At 67.0% G+C, this 20,101-nt stretch carries 14 protein-coding genes; 13 read left to right on the top strand and 1 reads right to left on the bottom strand.

The window, feature by feature from the left end:
• The first annotated feature begins 2 nt into the window (after window positions 1-2).
• The 6 genes from DC347_RS11560 to DC347_RS11535 all read left to right on the top strand — a co-directional run bounded on the left by DC347_RS11560 (window position 3) and on the right by DC347_RS11535 (window position 9,794).
• The gene (locus DC347_RS11560; protein ID WP_109045532.1) at window positions 3-1,082 is read left to right on the top strand and encodes a glycosidase; all 1,080 of its coding nucleotides are present in this window, start codon (window positions 3-5) and stop codon (window positions 1,080-1,082) included.
• Window positions 1,083-1,134: 52 nt separating this feature from the next.
• Window positions 1,135-3,210: a hypothetical protein gene (locus DC347_RS11555; RefSeq protein WP_109045531.1), complete on the top strand. Its 2,076-nt coding sequence runs from the start codon at window positions 1,135-1,137 to the stop codon at window positions 3,208-3,210.
• Window positions 3,211-3,238: 28 nt separating this feature from the next.
• Entirely contained in the window at window positions 3,239-4,309 is a 1,071-nt protein-coding gene (locus tag DC347_RS11550; RefSeq protein ID WP_109045530.1) for a family 43 glycosylhydrolase, read from the top strand.
• Between the two features lie 9 nt (window positions 4,310-4,318).
• Window positions 4,319-6,922, top strand: a complete 2,604-nt coding sequence (locus tag DC347_RS11545; protein ID WP_109045529.1) for a glycoside hydrolase family 2 protein — start codon at window positions 4,319-4,321, stop codon at window positions 6,920-6,922.
• 66 nt (window positions 6,923-6,988) lie between these two features.
• Window positions 6,989-8,902, top strand: a complete 1,914-nt coding sequence (locus DC347_RS11540; protein ID WP_109045528.1) for an amylosucrase — start codon at window positions 6,989-6,991, stop codon at window positions 8,900-8,902.
• Window positions 8,903-8,939: 37 nt separating this feature from the next.
• On the top strand, window positions 8,940-9,794 hold the full coding sequence (locus tag DC347_RS11535) for a prephenate dehydratase (protein WP_109045527.1): 855 nt from the start codon (window positions 8,940-8,942) through the stop codon (window positions 9,792-9,794).
• Here DC347_RS11535 and DC347_RS11530 read toward each other — a convergent pair.
• Complete coding sequence (locus tag DC347_RS11530) at window positions 9,767-11,695, bottom strand: FAD-binding monooxygenase (RefSeq protein WP_109045526.1); 1,929 nt, start codon at window positions 11,693-11,695, stop codon at window positions 9,767-9,769. The two genes, DC347_RS11535 and DC347_RS11530, sit on opposite strands and share 28 nt — an antisense overlap.
• Before the next feature lie 230 nt (window positions 11,696-11,925).
• Here DC347_RS11530 and DC347_RS11525 point away from each other — a divergent pair, with 230 nt between their 5' ends.
• From DC347_RS11525 to DC347_RS11495, 7 genes are all read left to right on the top strand, one after another.
• Entirely contained in the window at window positions 11,926-13,419 is a 1,494-nt protein-coding gene (locus tag DC347_RS11525; protein ID WP_109045748.1) for a fumarylacetoacetate hydrolase family protein, read from the top strand.
• Entirely contained in the window at window positions 13,412-14,092 is a 681-nt protein-coding gene (locus tag DC347_RS11520) for a GntR family transcriptional regulator (RefSeq protein WP_018760764.1), read from the top strand. The genes DC347_RS11525 and DC347_RS11520 overlap by 8 nt, the downstream gene beginning before the upstream one ends.
• Window positions 14,093-14,113: 21 nt before the next feature.
• Window positions 14,114-15,625 carry a 5-carboxymethyl-2-hydroxymuconate semialdehyde dehydrogenase gene (gene hpaE / locus DC347_RS11515; protein WP_109045525.1) on the top strand — a complete coding sequence of 504 codons (1,512 nt, stop codon included), beginning with the start codon at window positions 14,114-14,116 and terminating at the stop codon, window positions 15,623-15,625.
• Window positions 15,626-15,655: 30 nt separating this feature from the next.
• Complete coding sequence (gene hpaD, locus DC347_RS11510) at window positions 15,656-16,741, top strand: 3,4-dihydroxyphenylacetate 2,3-dioxygenase (RefSeq protein ID WP_018760762.1); 1,086 nt, start codon at window positions 15,656-15,658, stop codon at window positions 16,739-16,741.
• 2 nt (window positions 16,742-16,743) lie between these two features.
• On the top strand, window positions 16,744-17,529 hold the full coding sequence (gene hpaH, locus DC347_RS11505) for a 2-oxo-hept-4-ene-1,7-dioate hydratase (RefSeq protein WP_109045524.1): 786 nt from the start codon (window positions 16,744-16,746) through the stop codon (window positions 17,527-17,529).
• Window positions 17,514-18,335, top strand: coding sequence for an HpcH/HpaI aldolase/citrate lyase family protein (locus DC347_RS11500; protein ID WP_206073925.1), 822 nt, complete (start codon window positions 17,514-17,516; stop codon window positions 18,333-18,335). Before hpaH ends, DC347_RS11500 begins: the two co-directional genes overlap by 16 nt.
• A gap of 325 nt (window positions 18,336-18,660) precedes the next feature.
• Entirely contained in the window at window positions 18,661-20,070 is a 1,410-nt protein-coding gene (locus tag DC347_RS11495) for an aldehyde dehydrogenase family protein (RefSeq protein WP_109045522.1), read from the top strand.
• The last annotated feature ends 31 nt before the right edge of the window (window positions 20,071-20,101 follow it).

Below are 20,101 nucleotides of genomic sequence, written 5' to 3'. Positions count from 1 at the left end.
CTATGACTTCCTCTTCCCCCACACTGCCCTCCGTTCCGTTCACCCTCACCCGTGCCGGCGTCATCATGACCCCCGAGGCGGGCAATGCATTCGAAGCCGAGGGCGTGCTCAACCCGGCTTCCGGCCGGGGACCCGACGGTGAGCTCTACCTGTTGCCGCGGCTCGTCGCGAAGGGCAACGTCTCCCGGGTCGGAATTGCCCGGATCATCATCGAGGACGGCGTACCCACCGGCGTGGAACGCGAAGGCGTGGTCCTGGCTCCCGACGAAGGCTGGGAACGCGGCACGAACAACGCCGGCACGGAGGATCCCCGGACCACGTGGGTACCCTCGCTGGGCAAGCACCTCATGACCTACGTAGCCTATGGCCCGCTGGGCCCGCGCCTGGCCTTCGCCTGCTCCGGGGACCTGCGCGACTGGACACGCCTGGGGCCGTGCCACTTCGAGTACCAAGCCGATCTCTCCATGGACCTGAACCTTTTCGCGAACAAGGATGCCGTCTTCTTCCCGGAACCGATCAAGGATCCGGACGGCGTCCTTTCCTATGCGATGCTGCACCGCCCCATGTGGGACCTGGGCTGGATCCGGCAAGGGGAAGGGGAACACCTTCCGGCCGGCATCACGGACAACCGACCCGGCATCTGGATCTCCTACGTTCCCGTGGAGGACGTCGAAAAGGACATCCGAAACCTCGTGCACATGGCCAAGCACCGGCCCGTAGCGTACAGCGAGTTCCCGTTTGAGGAACTCAAAATCGGCGGCGGTCCGGCGCCCATCCGCGTCGATGAAGGCTGGCTGCTGATCCACCACGGCGTCTCCGGGAAAATGGAAAAGTCGGCCTTCGACCACCAGCAAAACGTCAACTACACCGCCGCTGCCATGATCCTCGACGCCGATGACCCCTCCAAAGTCATCGCCCGCAGCGACAAGCCGCTCCTGGCTCCGGAAACCCAGGAAGAAACGTCAGGCATCGTGCCCAACGTTGTGTTTCCCACCGCCATCGAGAAAATTGGCGACCAGTTGTTCGTCTTCTACGGCATGGCTGACTCGAAGATCGGCGTCGCCAGGCTGGACCGGGTCTAACCACCACCGCGCCCCCAGGCAATCCCGTCCACCCCGGCTACAGGAGTTAGACATGACCCGTCACGCCGTTAACGCCCGCCTCAAAACCGCTCCCGTGGCCGTCGTCGCGGCCCTGTCCGTGCTCCTGGCCGGGGCAGGGGTTGCCTCTGCCACTGAGCCAGCCCCCGCGCCGGCCCCGGCCGCGGCCTCCCCGGCGCCGCTGACCAATCTGGCCCATCTGGACTTCCTGCTGGACACCGTTCCGCTGAATCCGGTGGAGGGCCACACCACCTACCAGATCGGTGAGCGGCCCGCCGCCAAGGCGCCGTGGACCTACGCCAACAAGAACGCGGACGGAAGTTACAGCCGCGTCGGGGGCGGGACGCTGGACCCGGGGAGCGGGTACTGGAGCCAGGGCGCCTTCAACGCAGACGACATCGCGCGGACGGCGGTGGTCTATCTACGGCATTGGCAGCAGACCGGAGACACCTCGAGCAAGGACCGGGCCTTTGATGTGCTGCGCGAGCTGACGTTCCTGCAGACGTCAAGCGGCCCGAACGCGGGCAACGTGGTGCTCTGGCAGCAGCCGGACGGCTCGCTCACCCCGAGCGCCAAACCGGTGGAACTCCCGGACCCCAGTGATTCGGCCGAGTCATACTGGCTGGCGCGGACAGTGTGGGCGCTCGGCGAAGGGTACGCCGCCTTCAAATCCGCAGACCCGCAGTTTGCCGCGTTCCTGCAGTCCCGGCTGGACCTCGCCGTCGCGTCCCTGAACCGGCAGTCCCTGGCCAAATACGGACAGTACGACGTCGCCGAAGGCGCCAAGGTCCCGGCCTGGCTCATCACCGGCGGAGCAGACGCTTCGGCCGAGGCCGTACTGGGACTTGCGGCATACGCCAAGGCCGCACCCGCCGACGGGGCCGCCACCGCGGCGCTGCGGGAGCTCACCGAGGGCATCGCCGCCATGTCCTCGGGAGCTGCCCGGCAGTGGCCCTATGGCGCGATCCTTCCTTGGAGCCAGTCCAGGACCCTGTGGCACGCCTGGGGCGGCATGGCCCCGGCCGCCGTCGCCACGGCGTCGGCCCAACTGCAGCGGCCGGATCTCCTGGACGCGGCGGTGAAGGACTCCGCCCAGTTCACCCCCCAGCTGCTCGCGGCAGGCGGACCCAGCAATGCATGGAGCCCGGTGCCCGGCGAAGCGCAGATCGCCTACGGAGTGGATTCCCGGATCGAGGGGCTCGTGGCGACGGCGGAAGCCGCGGACGCCCCGGGGCTGCTCGACGTTGCAGCGGTGGCAGCCGGTTGGTACTTCGGTGCAAACCGCAGCGGCAAACCCGCCTACAACCCCGCGACCGGAACCGCCATCGACGGCATCGAAACCGACGGCCGCATCAACCCCAATTCCGGGGCCGAATCCACCATTCACACCCTGCTCTCGATGCTTGCCCTGGACGCCGATCCTGCGCTCAAGGCCAAGGCCCTTGGTATCAGCCACACCGTGGGCACCGACGGGCTCACGGTGGCCGAAGCCGAGGCGGGATCGTTCACCAACGGCGGCGTCGTCAAACCTGCGTCCGCGTGGACAGGGGAGGCGAACTGGTCCGGCGGGGCTTACGTAGCCCTCAAAGCCGGAGGAACCCTCACGATTCCCGTCCCGGCAGCGGACCAGGACAGGAACGTTTACCCCATCGTCAACCAACGGCCCGAAGCTGCCGGCACCACATCCTGGACCTCCGGGCGCGCACCGCTCGGCAGCACACCGAACGGCGGCGCCGGCGCACAGGGCATTACGGCGGCGCCCGGCATCCTCTTTCCGTTCTCCCTGGACCGGGTTCTTCCTGCGGGCGCCGGCAGCATCTCGGGGAAGACCGACGGCGACGTTGCGATCGACGGTGTCCTGCTCCAGCCCCAAATTTCCTCGGTGTCCGTATCCGGCCAAGGAGGTGCGTCGACGCTGTACGTCAGCGCGGCACCGAACACCGTGGAACGAAAAGTGGACCTGCCCCAAGGCTTCCACTTAAGCCAGCAGGCGTTTGACGCCGAGGGCCGGCCCGTTCCCCGGGACCCCAACTACAACGGCCAGGACCACTCCGGCCGTGTGACTGTCGCTCCGGGCGGCTTCACCTGGGTGACCCTGGTCCGCAACTAGTCCAGCACTGAAATACAGGAAGAAAGCAATGCAGAAAATCACCACGCAGGCTCTGGCCGACAGCTACCAGGGGGCGCTCACCTTCAGCAACCCCCTGACGGACACCATCTCCACCGACCAGTTTTCCGCCGCCTACCCTGAACATCCCGCCTGGGCCGTGGGTCCGTTCCGCAAAGACGATGCCCTGACCTTCCGGCAGGTCAACGATTGGGAGGACCCCACCGGCATCGGCTGGACCGCGGACTCCATCTTCAACCCCTCCGTCATCGAGCGGGACGGCAAGCTCTACCTGTTCTACCGGGCCTCCCCCCGCAAGGAGTCGGTCTCCAGCCGCATCGGCGTGGCGGTCTACGATCCGGAGGCCGGGTGGCAGGACAACCCGTCCAACCCCGTCATCTACCCCACCCAGGACAACGAAATCCTCGGCTGCGAGGACCCGAAGGTGTACCAGGCCAACGGCCGATACTACATGTTCTACAACGGGATCTGGACCATCGACAGCACCGATCAGATCGACGGCCAGGACCCCGCGGCCTACCCGCTCGGGGAGGTCGGGTGCGATATCAACGTGGCGGTATCCGACGATCTGCTCCACTGGGAGAAGCTTGGCCTGGCCGTACCGCACGAGGTATCCCGGTACTGGGCCAAGGGCGCCGTGATCCCCCGGAACGCCCGCGGCGAAGCCGTGAAGATTGACGGGTCCTACCTGATGTACCTGTCCGAGGGGTGCGGGGGCAAGACCCACGTCGGACGCTCCGACAACCTGGTGAACTGGGCCTTCGAGCCGCAGGAATACCTCGACCTGGGCCCGCTTGGCGGATCACTGCACGAAGTGGCGTGCGCAATCGTGGTGGAGGACGACGGCGCCGGGCCCAGGCTGGTCCTGGACTTCGTCTACGGCGATGTCGACGGTCAATTTTCCGCCGCGCAGGCGTTGTACGACCTGGACGCGCCATTCACCCAAAAAGAGGTGCACCGGGGTGGATCGTTGGCCTGGGGCGGCCTCACCCAGTACGCCGGAACATGGATGTTCGCCCAAGGCTGGGACGCCCCGTCCGGGTCCCGGGAGATGTACTTTTACCGGACGTCGACTGAATAGGCCACCCCCATGATCGAATCCACCGAGCTCACCAGCGGATGGACGGTTCGGCCGGCATCCCCGGCACCCGGCGCCCCGGCCGGAGCCAAGAAGTGGAAGCTGCCGGCAACCGTCCCCTCGGTCGTGCACACGGTTCTGCTGGAGAACGGGCGGATAGCCGACCCCTACGTGGGCCAGAACGAGGAGCTCCAGCACTGGGTGGGACGCAGCGAATGGGAGTACGCCACCACCTTCACGCATGACCCTGCCGATTCCCGGCGGACCGAGCTCGTGTTCGACGGACTGGACACGGTCGCCGTCGTGCGGGTGAATGGACAGGAAGTGGCTCGGACTTTCAACCAGCACCGCAGCTACGTCGTCGACGTGACGGACCGGATCCGGGCCGGCGCCAATGATCTCACCATCACCTTCTTGAACGTGCGCGACTACGCGGAGGGCATCCGGGCGGCGGCCGGGGTGCAGCCGAACGGGAACCCGGAGCCGTTCCAGTACGTGCGCAAATCAGCCTGCAACTTCGGCTGGGACTGGGGACCGAACCTGGTCACCGCCGGGCCTTGGCGGCCGGTGAGCATCAGGCGGTACGATACGGCACGCCTCCACACGGTTCGCCCGTCCATCACAACCACGGCAGCGCAAGAGCCCGACGGCGGCCTGCCGGCCCGAGGCGAAGCCCGCATCGAGGTCGACGTCGAGGTTGCGCGGGCCGCCGGGGCGGCGGCCCGCGAACTAACGCTCACGATTGAGTGCGGCGGGCGGTCCGCATCGGTTCTCCTGCACCCCGGGTCCACGACGGCCCGCGCCGTCGTCGAACTCTCCGACGTGGACTTGTGGTGGCCGCATGACATGGGCGAGCAGCCGCTGTTCCAACTCACGGTGACGTTGCAGGCTGACGGACGCCGCCTGGACGCGTGGTCCAAGAAGATCGGATTCCGCCAGTTCGAGCTGAAACCCGAACCGGACGAGGCCGGAAGCAGCTTTGTCTTCGCCATCAACGGCATCGACATCTTCGTCAAGGGTGCCAACTGGATCCCCGACGACTGCTTCCCCTCCCGCATCACCGAGGACCGGCTGCGCCAACGCCTCACCCAGGCAACGGCCGCGAACATGAACCTGCTGCGCGTCTGGGGCGGCGGCATCTACGAGTCGGATGCGTTCTATGAGCTCTGCGACAGCCTGGGGCTCCTCGTGTGGCAGGACTTCCTCTTCGCCTGCGCCGGATATCCCGAGGAAGGCCCGCTCTACGACGAGGTGGCCAGGGAGGCGCAGGACAACGTGGTACGCCTCATGCACCACCCAAGCCTGGTGCTCTGGAACGGGAACAACGAGTGCATCTGGGGCTTCTGGGACTGGAATTGGAAACAGGAACTGGACGGCCGGGGATGGGGCCGGCGTTATTACACGGACCTTTTGCCTGCTGTTGTCGCCGAGCTGGACCCAGCGCGGCCCTACTGGGCCGGCAGCCCATATTCCGGCGATCCGGAGCGGCACCCCAACGACCCGCGGCACGGAAATGTGCACATCTGGGACGTCTGGAACCAGGACGACTACGTGCGCTACGCCGACTGGAACCCGCGGTTCGTCTCCGAATTCGGCTACCAGGGTCCGCCCAACTGGTCCACCCTGACCCGGGCCCTGGAACCGGCCGAGCTGGACCTCGACGCCCCCGCCTTCCAACAGCATCAAAAGGCCGAGGACGGCGGGGCCAAGCTCCAGCGTGGGCTGTCAGCGCATCTGCCCATGCCGAGCGATTTCCAGGAATGGCACTTCCTCACCCAGGTCAACCAGGCCCGCGCCATCAAATTCGGCATTGAGCACTTCCGTGCCGGATGGCCCCGGTGTGCCGGCTCCATCGTCTGGCAGCTCAACGACTGCTGGCCGGTGGTCTCCTGGGCCGCCGTCGATGGCGACGGACGGCCAAAACCGCTGTGGTTTGCGATCCGGGAGGCCTACCGGCCGCGTCTTGCGACGGTCCAGCCCCGGGGTGGCTCGCTTGCCCTGGTACTGGTCAACGATTCTGCGCGGGCGTGGGAAGGGACTGTCGGCCTGGAGCTGCTCTCTGCTTGGCCGCCGGCGGCGGCCGACGGTCGGGCCCTGCCCGTCGAGGCGTCGGGTCAATTCGATTTCCGTGTCCCACCGCGGGGGACGGTTGAGGTTCCGGTGCCGCTGGAGATGCAGGAAACAGGCCTGCCCTCCGCGGCGGTGCTGGCGATCCGGGGCGCGGACATCAGCGGTTCGGGGCGGCTGCTGTATTTCTTCGGCGAAGACAAGGACCGGATCACGACGCCGGCCCGGGTCACCGCCCGGTCAATTCGGGTTCCGGACGGCATAGACGTGACGGTCACGGCCCTTACCGTCGTCCGTGACCTCGTCCTTCAAGCAGACCGGCTTGATCCTGCTGCAAGTGTGTCGGATCAGTGTGTGTCGTTGCTGCCCGGCGAGAGCCACACGTTCCGGATTACGACCGTCTGTGCCGGTGAAGACTCACCCGCACTCGAGGCTTGGTGCCGCCACCCCGTCCTGCAAGCGGTAGGCCTGAAGGAGGACGGGATCGGGGCACCGGCCCCGTACTACGGAAGCGGCGCACCAAGACAGTCCGTGCCCGGTCCCGTGTGACGTGGAATACTTCCGTACAGGTGCGCGGCCGGGACGTCCGGCGGAGTTGCGGAAGGGGCCGGTCACATGCAGGAACACGTCAACGAGGACGAAGAAGCGCGCCGGCAGGTGCTGTCCGCGGTGGCACGGGAACGGGAGCTTGGACTGCGCCCGGACCCGGACTTTGACCGGCGGCTCGATGAACACTTCCCCACCCTGCGCAGCCTGTTCCACTCCCTCTACGGTGCGCGCCGGGACTGGCTGGACCAGCTGGCCGCCCTGGTGGTCCAGAGTGCCCGGTCCTGGCAGGAGCGCTCCCCGGAACTGAAGGCCCTGGACGCCGGCCGCGAACAAGAGCCGGACTGGTTCCAGTCCAACCGCATGCTGGGCGGAGTGTGCTACGTGGACCGCTATGCGGAAAGCCTGGAAGGGGTACGCGCCCGCATCCCGTATTTCAAGGAGCTGGGCCTCACCTACCTGCACCTCATGCCCCTGTTCCTGGCACCCGAACCCCACTCGGATGGCGGTTACGCGGTGTCGAGCTACCGCGAGGTCAACCCGAAGCTGGGCACCATGGAGCAACTGCGCGGCCTGGCGGCCGAACTGAAGGCCAACGGGATCAGCCTGGTGGTGGACTTCATCTTCAACCACACCTCGGACGAACACGAGTGGGCGCGCAAAGCTGCCGCGGGGGACCCGGAGTTCAGCGACTACTACTGGATCTTCCCCGACCGGACCATGCCTGACGCCTTCGAGGCGAACGTCCGCGAGATCTTCCCCGAGAACCACCCGGGGTCCTTTATCCGGATGGATGACGGCCGGTGGGTCTGGGCCACCTTCCACACGTACCAGTGGGACCTGAACTACTCCAATCCCGAGGTCTTCCGGGCCATGGCGGGCGAGATGTTGTTCCTGGCCAACCAGGGTGTGGACATCCTGCGCATGGACGCCGTGGCTTTCATCTGGAAGCAGCTGGGCACCCCGTGCGAGAACCTGCCCCAGGCGCACACGCTGCTGCGGGCCTTCAACGCGGTGTGCCGGCTGGCGGCGCCTTCGCTGCTGTTCAAGTCCGAGGCGATCGTGCACCCGGACGAGGTGGCGCTGTACATCGACCCGGCAGAGTGCCAGCTGTCCTACAACCCGCTGCAGATGGCCCTGATCTGGGAGTCCCTGGCCACCAGGGACGTGTCCCTCCTGTCCCAGGCGTTGGAGCGCAGGCACAACATCCCGGACGGCACCGCCTGGGTGAACTATATCCGCAGCCATGACGACATCGGCTGGACCTTCGCCGACGAGGACGCCGCCGAACTGGGCATCAACGGCTTCGACCACCGCCGCTTCCTGAACTCCTTCTACGTCAACCGGTTCCCCGGCAGCTTCGCCCGCGGCGTCCCGTTCCAGGACAACCCCAAGACGGGTGACTGCAGGATTTCCGGCACGACGGCGTCCCTGTGCGGGATGGAGGTTGACCCGTCCCAGGCAGTGGAACGGATCCTCCTGGCCCACTCGGTGCCGTTCAGCACCGGCGGCGTGCCGCTGCTGTACCTGGGCGACGAGGTGGGGCAGCTCAACGACTATTCCTACGCCTCCGAACCGGGCCATGGCGAAGACAGCCGCTGGGTGCACCGCCCGCACTTCCCGGCGGAACAATACGGCCGCCGCCTCGATCCCGCCACACCGGAAGGGGCAATCTACGCGGGCCTCAGGCGGATGGTCGAGGTCCGCGCCGGCACCCCGGAATTTGCCGGAACCACGCTGGTCGATTTCCGCACGAACAACCGCTCGGTGCTCGGCTACCAGCGCCCAAGCGGTCCGGACGGCGGCAGCACGGTCCTGGCGCTCGCCAACTTCAGCGACTCACCCCAGGCGCTGCCCGGAGAAACCTTCGGCGGATTCTCCCCTGCCGCCGTCGACCTCTTCTCCGAAGCCGGCCTGCACCTGCACGACGGCGTCACGCTCCTCCCCCGGCAGTACCTCTGGCTGCGCGTTACGTCGCAGTAATTGGGAGCTGGCGCCGGGGCGTGAAACCATACGGATCATGGCCTCCAAGATTGCGTACCAGGGTGAGCCCGGCGCCAACTCCAATATCGCGTGTCAGCAGATGTTTCCCGACGTCGAAAGCGTGCCGTGCGCCAGCTTCGAGGACGCGTTCGAACTGGTGACCACCGGCGAAGCCGACCTGGCCATGATCCCGATCGAGAACTCCATCGCGGGCCGGGTGGCGGACATCCACATCCTGCTGCCGCAGTCCAACCTGCAGATCGTGGGCGAATACTTCCTGCCCATCCACTTCGACCTGCTGGGCATCCCCGGCAGCACCATCGAAGCGGCTACGGAAGTCCACAGCCACATCCACGCCCTGGGCCAGTGCCGGAAGCTGATCCGCGAGCACGGCCTCAAGCCCGTCATCGCCGGCGACACCGCCGGGTCCGCCCGGGAAGTTGCCGAGTGGAACGATCCCCGCAAGCTCTCCTTGGCTCCCCCGCTGGCGGCGCAGATCTACGGCCTTGAGGTGCTGGCCTCGCGCGTGGAGGACGACCCTTCCAACACCACCCGCTTCGTGGTCCTGGCCCGGGAAACGGCATTTCCGGCCAAGGACGAGCTGCCCGGACCGGCGGTGACCAGCTTCGTGTTCCGCGTCCGCAACGTCCCCTCCGCGCTGTACAAGGCGCTGGGCGGCTTCGCCACCAACGGCGTCAACATGACACGGCTCGAGAGCTACATGGTGGGCAACGAATTCGCGGCCACCATGTTCATGGCCGACGTGGAAGGCCACCCCGAGGACCTGCCGCTGAAGCTGGCCCTCGAGGAACTGGACTTCTTCACCACCGAGGTTCGGATCCTCGGCGTGTACCCGGCCGCGGACTACCGGGCCGCGGCAGCCACCGCCTGACGCGGTACCTGCGCGGGTGCCGGGCGGTTTAGCAAGGGCCCGAAGAACGCACCCAGCTCCGCCGTTGCGGTGAGCGGCAGGACGTTGGCCACGTACTGGTCGGGGCGGACCACCACCACGGCGCCGGCACGGTCGATGCCGCGCGCGTCGAAGATGTCCGCCTTGGGGTCCGTGGCGTACACCTTCTCGTAATCGGTCAGCTTGAAGGGGCCCACCAGGGGCTTGAACACGGCGGGCACGGCATTGATGTCGACGGCGGTGTGCGGCTGCTGGTAGATGACCTTCAGGTCGAACCACGCATCCAGGTCGGCGCCGGAAGGCGTGGCGGCCAGCGGGGACTCCGACGAGTTCGCGAACCACTCGGCGAGCAAGTCCGTGGCGGAACCGGTGCCGGGCAGCGCGGGATCGGCGAAAACGTAGATCCGCCACCGTCCATCCGCTGTGGCGTGGTGGCCCAGATGGATGGGGTTCGTGTCCCCCACGCGGACCACCGGTGCGGACTTGAAACGCTTGCCCACGGGGAAGCCTGTGGCCAGGTCTTGGTGGTCGGTGCCGCCAACAATCAGCGACGGCGCGTACTGGGTCATGAACCCGGCCGGGAACTCGGCGGTCTGGACGTAGAAGTCCTCAAGGTCGGAGGGGTGCTCGAACTCCTCCGGCTTCTTGGCCATCATGGTGGACCATTCCTTGTCGAAGTCGATGAGGTTCTTTGCCACCACCTGGCGCTCCTCCGAGTAGGTGGAGAGCAGGCTTTCCGGGCTGCGGCCCTCGAGGACGTGCCCCAGCTTCCAAGCGATGTTGAAGCCGTCCTGCATGGAAACGTTCATGCCCTGGCCGGCCTTGGCGCTGTGGGTGTGGCAGGCGTCGCCGGTGATAAAGACCCGCGGGGTTCGCGTGCCGCGGTCGGCCGGCAGGACGTCGTCGAACCGGTCCGTGAGGCGGTGCCCCACCTCGTACACGCTGTGCCACGCAACGTTCCGCACGTCCAGCGTGTACGGGTGCAGGATGGCGTTCGCCTTGGCGATGATCTCCTCGATGGTGGTGTTGCGGATGGAGTGCTGGCTGTTCGGGTCCACTTCCCCCAGGTCCACGTACATGCGGAAGAGGTGGCCTCCTTCGCGCGGAATGAGCAGGATGCTGCCCTCGGCGCCCTGGATGGCGCATTTGGTCCGGATGTCCGGGAAGTCGGTGACGGCGAGGGTGTCCATGACTCCCCAGGCGTGGTTGGCCTGGTCCCCGGCGAGCGTGCAGCCGATCGCCTGGCGGACCTTGCTGCGGGCGCCGTCGGCACCCACGACGTATTTGGCGCGGACTACCCGCTCCTGTCCCTCCTTGGGGCCGGAGGTGTGGACCAGCCGCACGGTGACCGGGTAGTCACCCTCGCCGGTGACCTCCAGTCCTTGGAAGTCGTAACCGTAGTCGGGCTTCATCCGGGTGGGTGCGTCGGCCATGTACTCGGCGAAGTAGTCCAGCACGCGCGCCTGGTTAACGATCAGGTGCGGGAACTCGCTGATGCCCATTTCGTCATCCACGGCGCGGGCGGTGCGGACGATGTTGGCGTGGTTGGCGGGGTCCGGCTTCCAGAAGGCCATCTCGGTGATCCGGTAGGCCTCGGCGATGATGCGCTCCGCGAACCCGAACGCCTGGAAGGTCTCCACGCTGCGGGCCTGGATTCCGTCCGCCTGGCCGATGGCGAGCCTGCCGGGGCGGCGTTCAATGATGCGGGTGCTCACGTTGGGGAACATGGAGAGCTGAGCGGCGGCGAGCATTCCCGCCGGGCCGGTGCCCACGATGAGAACGTCCACTTCCTCGGGGAGCTCCTCGGGGCGGTTCAGGCCGACGCCGGCCGCCGGTTGGACGCGGGGGTCGCCGGATACGTATCCGTGGTGGTGGAACTGCACGGGATGCCTCACTTCGTTGTGGATGATGATCTCCGCATGTGTTCTATATGAGAACTGGAGATTCGATAATAGAAAATCAGGAGCCTGGTTTCCACTGTACGCCGGATGTGACGCGGGCGACAAGTACCGCCGGGGACGCCCGCGTACCAGCGGAATTCCGGGGGTTGACGGATGCGGCAGCATGCGTGATAGTGATCGTATACGATTTCGTACCTGATGAGGAGAAGGCTTTGGAGCAGGTCAACGGCGACACCCTGGCAGCAGCCCGCAAGGTGGTCGCGGTGCACATCAACTACCCCAGCCGCGCTGCCCAGCGCGGCCGCACGCCGGCGCAGCCGTCCTACTTCCTCAAGCCTTCGAGCTCGCTGGCCCTGAGCGGAAGCCCCGTGGAGCGCCCGGCCGGCTGCGAACTGCTCGGCTACGAAGGCGAAATTGCGCTCATCATCGGCAAGGCCGCCCGCCGCGTTGCGATCGAGGACGCCTGGAGCCACGTTGCCGCCGTCACCGCCAGCAACGACCTCGGCGTCTATGACCTGCGCTGGGCGGACAAGGGCTCCAACCTCCGGTCCAAGGGCGGCGACGGGTTCACCCCCGTGGGCCCGGCACTTCTTCCGGCAGACGCCGTCGACCCTTCAAAACTTCGCATCCGCACCTGGCACAACGGTGAACTGGTCCAGGACGACACCACCGGGGACCTGCTCTTCCCCTTCGCCCGCCTGGTGGCGGACCTGTCCCAGCTGCTCACCCTCGAAGAAGGGGACCTCATCCTTACCGGCACCCCGGCAGGGGCGTCCGTGGCGACGCCGGGCGACGTCCTGGAAGTGGAAGTGGAGACTATCGACGGCAGCCTCAGCACCGGGCGGCTGGTCACCACCGTTGAAGAAGGCACGACGACGTTCGCCGACTTTGGTGCCCAGCCCAAGGTGGATGACCTGCAGCGGGAGGAAGCCTATGGCTCCCGCGAGGCCGCCGGGCTGGCACCCGTTGCTGAACAAGCCCAGGCTCCTGCCGCCGTCGCGCCGGCCCTGTCCCCGGAGCTGAAAGCCAAGCTCGAATCCGTTGCCACCGCCACGCTGTCCTCACAGTTGCGTAAGCGCGGCCTTAATAACGTCAGCATCGACGGCCTTCAGGGCACCCGACCGGACCGCCGCGTGGTGGGCCTGGCCCGGACCCTGCGCTATGTTCCCAACCGCGAGGACCTCTTCAAGATCCACGGTGGCGGCTTCAATGCCCAGAAACGCGCCATCGATTCCGTCAACGAGGGCGAAATCCTGGTGATGGAAGCCCGCGGCGAAAAAGGCACCGGCACGGTGGGCGACATCCTGGCCCTGCGTGCCCAGGTCCGCGGCGCCGCAGCCATCATCACCGACGGCGGCGTCCGCGACTACACCGCGGTAGCCGGCCTGGACATGCCCACCTGGTTCGCCAACCCGCACCCGGCCGTGCTGGGCCGCCGGCACATCCCGTGGGACACCGACATCACCATCGCCTGCGGCGGCGCCACTGTCCAGCCCGGCGACATCATCGTGGCCGATTCCGACGGCGTCCTGGTGATCCCGCCCGCCATCGCCGAAGAACTCGTTGAGGACTGCATCCAGCAGGAAAAGGAAGAAGCCTTCATCTTCGAGATGGTCAAGCAGGGCAACAGCGTTGACGGGCTCTACCCGATGAACAAAGAGTGGCAGGCAAAGTACAAGGCATGGGAAGGGCAGGCCAATGACTGACACGGCGACCGACCTCCCCGCTGCCACTCCCGGCAGCAAGTCCGAGCAGGCATACCAGGCCGTCAAGGCCCGCATCGTGGAAGGCACTTACACGCCGGGCTACCGCCTGGTCCTGGGTTCCATTGCGAAGGACCTCGGCGTCAGCGTGGTCCCGGTCCGGGAAGCCATCCGCCGGCTGGAGGCCGAGGGCCTGGTGACGTTCGAGCGAAACGTCGGCGCCACCGTGGCCGGCATCGACCCCACCGAATACCTCTACACGATGCAGACCCTGAGCATCGTCGAGGGTGCCGCCACAGCCCTCTCGGCCCCGCTGATCGACCCGGCGGCCATCGCCCGGGCCCGCGCCGTGAACCAGGAAATGCGCGAGTGCCTGGACCACTTCGACCCTGTCCGGTTCACCCGGCTGAACCAGGACTTCCACAGCGTCCTGTTCGAGCACTGCCCCAACCCGCACATCCTGGACCTGGTGCACCGCGGCTGGAACCGGCTCGCCTCGCTCCGGTCCTCCACCTTCCGCTTTGTCCCCGGCCGCGCCCGCGACTCCGTGGAGGAACACGAGAACCTGCTGAAGCTCATCGAAACAGGCGCGGACGCAGAACAGATCGAAAAGGCGGCCCGGCTCCACCGCTCCGCCACCCTGGACGCCTACCTCGCCCAGGCCAACAACCCCTGACCCCCAGATAGGACTTCAACGATGACGACCTCGGTAGAAACCAGCACGCACTACGTCCCTGAGGACCTGCCCACCCATATCCAGCACTTCATTAACGGGAAGTTCGTGGACTCCGTGGGCGGGGCGACCTTCGACGTCCTGGACCCGGTGTCCAACCGGAACTACGCCACCGCCGCCGCCGGCCAGAAAGAGGACATCGACCTCGCCGTCGCCGCGGCCCGCGAAGCCTTCAAGAACGGCCCATGGCCGAAGATGAAGCCCCGGGAACGCGCCCGCATCCTGAACCGGATCGCCGACGCCGTCGAGGCCCAGGAAGCCCGGCTCGCCGAACTGGAAACGTTCGACACCGGCCTGCCCATCACCCAGGCCAAGGGCCAGGCCCTCCGTGCGGCGGAGAACTTCCGGTTCTTCGCGGACCTGATCGTGGCCCAGTTCGACGACGCCATGAAGGTCCCCGGCTCGCAGATCAACTACGTCAACCGCAAGCCGATCGGCGTGGCCGGCCTCATCACCCCGTGGAACACGCCGTTCATGCTGGAGTCCTGGAAGCTCGCCCCGGCCCTGGCCACCGGCAACACCGTGGTCCTCAAACCGGCCGAGTTCACCCCGCTGTCCGCCTCCCTGTGGGCCACCATCTTCAAGGAGGCGGGCCTGCCGGACGGCGTCTTCAACCTGGTCAACGGGCTCGGCGAAGAAGCCGGCGACGCCTTGGTCAAGCACCCTGATGTTCCCCTGATTTCCTTCACCGGCGAGACCACCACGGGCCAGACCATCTTCCGCAACGCCGCCGCGAACCTGAAGGGCCTGTCCATGGAGCTCGGCGGCAAGTCCCCCTGCGTCGTCTTCGCCGACGCCGACCTGGACGCCGCGATCGACTCCGCCCTGTTCGGAGTCTTCTCCCTCAACGGCGAGCGCTGCACCGCCGGCTCACGCATCCTGGTGGAGCGCGCCATCTACGACGAATTCTGCGAGAAGTACGCCGCCCGGGCAAAGAACATCGTGGTGGGCGATCCGCACGACCCCAAGACCCAGGTGGGCGCCCTGGTCCACCCCGAGCACTACCAGAAGGTGGCCTCCTACGTGGAGATCGGCAGGTCCGAAGGCCGGCTCCTGGCCGGCGGCGGCCGCCCCGACCACCTGCCCGAAGGCAACTACATCGCACCCACGGTGTTCGCCGACGTCGCCCCTGACGCCCGGATCTTCCAGGAGGAGATCTTCGGACCCGTCGTGGCCATCACCCCGTTCGAGACCGACGAGGAGGCACTCGCCCTGGCGAACAACACCAAGTACGGGCTCGCCGCCTACATCTGGACCCAGAACCTGACCCGCGCCCACAACTTCTCGCAGAACGTCGAAGCCGGCATGGTGTGGCTGAACAGCCACAACGTCCGCGACCTGCGCACCCCCTTCGGCGGCGTCAAGGCCTCCGGCCTGGGCCACGAGGGCGGCTACCGCTCCATCGACTTCTACACCGACCAGCAGGCCGTGCACATCACCCTCGGCACCGTCCACACCCCCAAATTCGGCGCCTAGCCAGCCCCCTTTCAAAGAAGAGAGAATCCCATGACCAACTTCGTTCCCACCCCCACCGTCCCGGCACCGGACATTGTCCGCTGCGCCTACATGGAGATCGTGGTCACCGACCTCGCCAGGTCCCGCGAGTTCTATGTCGACGTCCTGGGCCTGCACGTCACCGAGGAAGACGACAACGCGATCTACCTGCGGTCCCTGGAGGAGTTCATCCACCACAACCTGGTGCTCCGCAAGGGACCCATCGCCGCCGTCGCCGCCTTCGCCTACCGGGTGAAGTCCCCCGCCGAGGTGGACGCCGCCGAGGCCTACTACCGCGAACTCGGCTGCCGGGTGGAACGCCGCAAGGACGGCTTCACCAAGGGCGTGGGCGACTCCGTGCGCGTGGAGGACCCGCTGGGCTTCCCGTACGAGTTCTTCTACGACGTGGAGCACGTGGAGCGGCTCACCCAGCGCTACGACCTCTACTCCGCCGGTGAACTGGTCCGCCTGGACCACTTCAACCAGGTCACCCCGGACGTCCCGCGCGGCCGGGCATACCTGGAGGACCTGGGCTTCCGCGTCTCCGAGGACATCAAGGATGCCGACGGCGTCACCTACGCCGCCTGGATGCACCGCAAGCAGACCGTCCATGACACCGCCCTGACCGGCGGCAACGGCCCGCGCATGCACCACGTCGCGTTCGCCACGCACGAGAAGCACAACATCATCCAAATCTGCGACAAGATGGGCGCCCTGCGCATCAGCGACCGGATCGAACGCGGCCCCGGCCGGCACGGCGTGTCCAACGCGTTCTACCTCTACATCCTGGACCCGGACGGCCACCGCATTGAGATCTACACCCAGGACTACTACACCGGCGACCCGGACAACCCCACCATCACCTGGGACGTCCACGACAACCAGCGCCGCGACTGGTGGGGCAACCCCGTGGTCCCCTCCTGGTACACCGAGGCCTCCCTGGTCCTGGACCTGGACGGCAACCCACAGCCGGTCATCATCCGCGAGGAAAAGTCCGAGATGGCGGTCACCGTGGGCGCCGACGGTTTCTCCTACACCCGCAAGGACGGCTCGCCCGAAGGCGACCGGACGGGCTTCAAGCTGGGAGTCCAGGTCTAGCCATGCTGGAGCCCACGACGATTGAGGCCATCGCGGACGAGCTGGTGGAAGCCGGCCGGACCCGCACCCCTGTCCCCCGCCTGACCGCCCGGTACCCGGAGATGACGGTGGAGGATTCCTACGCGGTGCAGCAGCTCTGGCGGCGCCGCAACGAGGACGCCGGCCGGACCCTGGTGGGGCGAAAGATCGGCCTCACGTCCAAGGCCATGCAGGCCGCCACGGGCATCACCGAACCGGACTACGGCGCCATCTTCGATGACATGGTGCTGGAGACCGGCTGCTCCGTTCGGTGGGACCAGTACACCCACCCGCGCGTGGAGGTGGAGCTGGCGTTCGTCCTCAAGGACGGACTCAAAGGCCCGGGCGTGACCATCTTCGATGTCCTGAAGGCCACGGACTACGTGGTTCCGGCCCTCGAAATCCTGGACTCCCGGATCGAGATGGAGGGCCGGACCATCGTGGACACCATCTCCGACAACGCCGCCATGGGCGCCATGGTAATCGGCGGCCGGCCCGTGAAGCCGGACGCCGTGGACCTCCGCTGGGTTTCCGCGATCCTCTACAAGAACCAGACCGTGGAGGAAACCGGTGTGGCCGCCGGCGTCCTGGACCACCCCGCCAACGGGGTCCACTGGCTGGCCAACAAGATCGCCGCGCACGGGGACTCGCTCAAGGCAGGCGACATCATCCTGGCCGGGTCCTTCACCCGTCCGCTCTGGGTCTACAAGGGCGATACGGTACACGCCGACTACGGACCCCTGGGAGCTGTGACATGCCGCTTCGAATAGAAGACACCTTCCGCTCCGCGCTGGCCGCGCAAAGGCAAAAGGGAAAGGCAGGCCGGCCACTGGCCGGGATGTGGGTGTGTTCCGGCAGCCCGCTGGTGGCCGAGCTCTGCGCGGGTGCGGGCCTGGACTGGCTCCTGGTGGACGCCGAGCACAGCCCCAACGGGCTCGAGTCCATCCTGGGGCAGCTGCAAGCCATCCACGGCTACCCGGTGCACACCATGGTCCGGCCGCCCGTGAACGACACTGTGGTGATCAAGCAGTACCTGGACCTCGGCGTGCAGAACCTGCTGATCCCCATGGTGAATTCGGTGGCGGAAGCGGAGGCGGCGGTGGCGGCCACCCGGTACCCGCCCCAGGGCGTCCGTGGGGTTGGCTCGGCCCTGGCCCGTGCCGCCCGTTGGAACCGGGTCCCGGACTACCTCGCCCGGGCCAGCGAGACCATCAGCGTCACCGTCCAGATTGAATCGACGGCGGCCGTCGAGGCTGTGGAGGACATCCTCAAAGTCGACGGCGTGGACGCCATCTTCGTCGGCCCCTCCGACCTCGCCGCCTCCATGGGCCTGCTGGGACAGCAGGAACACCCCGAGGTGCGCGCCGCCGTCGAACACTGCCTGTCCGTTGTCAAGGCGGCCGGGAAACCCGGGGGCGTCAACGCCTTCAACCCCGACACCGCCCAGCACTACCTGGCGTGTGGCGCGGACTTCATCCTGGTCGGCGCCGACGTCGCCCTCCTGGCCCGCGGCTCGGAAGCCCTCGCCGCCAACTACATCAAACCCGTCGACGGCGACACCCCTGCCAGCTACTGACGTCTGTTCCCCAAGGATTTCTTTCATGACAGTGGCTTCTGCGCTTCCCCGGTAGGTTGCGAGCCCGCCAACAACACCGAATACCGAAGGGGCGACGGCGTCACGCACGGCAGCCTTTAGGGCCAACTTCGGTGGCGGGACCCAGGAAACACGGGGTCGCGCCACTGTCTGTTGCGCAAAAACGTGCTTGGCGTGACATTGCGTTCGCTGCCGTCCAAGGGCTTTGCGCACACAGACAAGAGCGGGACGGGGCTCTCAACCAGACTGGGAGCAACCCGCTATGCCGCCCGGCTGGCGCCCTTGACTACTCGAAGTGGAGTACCCCTTGGAAACCTACGATGCGCTCCTCGCGTCCATTGCCCCCGCTGCCGGCGCCGGCCGGACCATCCTCGATCCGGCCACGGGCCAGCCGGTCGGCGAAGCTCCCGTCCACGGCCTCGAAGACCTTGAAAGCGCCGTGGCCGCGGCCGTCGCCGCGCAGCCGGCCTGGGCTGCGCTGGGCCATGAGGCCCGGTCCGCTGCGCTCCTGAAGGCAGCAGACGCCGTCGAGCGTTCCGCCGAGGAACTGGCCCGGTTGCTCTCCCGTGAGCAGGGCAAACCACTGAACGGCCCCAACGCCCGGTTCGAGGTGGGCGCCTGCGTGGCGTGGCTGCGTGCCACGGCCGGCCTGCCGCTGGAGCCGGAAACCATCGTGGACGACGGCGAAACCCGGGCTGAGCTGCATTACCGGCCCATCGGCGTGGTGGGCGCGATCGGGCCTTGGAACTGGCCCATGATGATCACCGTCTGGCAACTCGCGCCCGCACTGCGCATGGGCAACGCCATCGTGGTGAAGCCCTCCGAGTACACACCGCTTTCCGTCCTGGCGCTGGCCAAGGTCATTAATGAGGAACTCCCGGAAGGCCTCCTGACCGTGGTCTCCGGCGGCCGCGACGTCGGCGCCCGGCTGGCCGAACACCCGGCGATCGGCAAGGTCATGTTCACCGGCTCCACCGCCACCGGCCGGGCCATCATCAAGTCCTCCGCGGACACCGTCAAGCGGCTCACCCTGGAACTGGGTGGCAACGACGCCGGCATCGTCCTGCCCGACGCCGACCCCAAGGCCATCGCCCAGGACATCTTTTGGGGCGCCTTCATCAACACCGGCCAGACCTGCGCCGCCCTCAAGCGCCTTTACGTCCACAGCGACATCTACGACGCCGTCTGCGAGGAACTCACCGCCGCCGCCAAGGCCATGCCGATGGGCAACGGCCTGGACGAAAACAACGTGCTGGGCCCGCTGCAGAACAAGGCCCAGTACGACGTCGTCGCGAACCTCGTGGAGGCGGCAAAGGCTTCCGGCGCACGCATCCTGCTGGGCGGGAACCCGGACACCGGCCGGCCCGGGTACTTCTACCCCACCACCCTGGTGGCGGACATCGACAACGACAACCCGCTCGTCGCCGAAGAACAATTCGGCCCTGCCCTGCCAATCATCCGCTACAGCACCATCGACGAAGCAGTGGAGAAGGCCAACGCCCTCGACGTTGGACTGGGCGCCTCGGTCTGGTCCCGGGACCTGGCCGCCGCGCGCGAGGTGGCCGCCCGCATCCAGGCCGGGACCGTGTGGATCAACCGGCACGGTGCCGTGGATCCCCGCATCCCCTTCGGCGGGGCCAAGCAGTCCGGCTACGGCGTCGAATTCGGCGTGGAAGGGCTCAAAGCACTCGGGGTACCGCAGGTCATCAACGGCTGAGGTTGAAGCGGGAGCCCGGCACGCAGGTTGC

Origin of the sequence: Pseudarthrobacter sp. AG30, from assembly GCF_003116525.1 — a bacterium.
Classification (GTDB): Bacteria; Actinomycetota; Actinomycetes; order Actinomycetales; family Micrococcaceae; genus Arthrobacter.
This window is presented reverse-complemented; position numbering and strand designations above follow the sequence as displayed.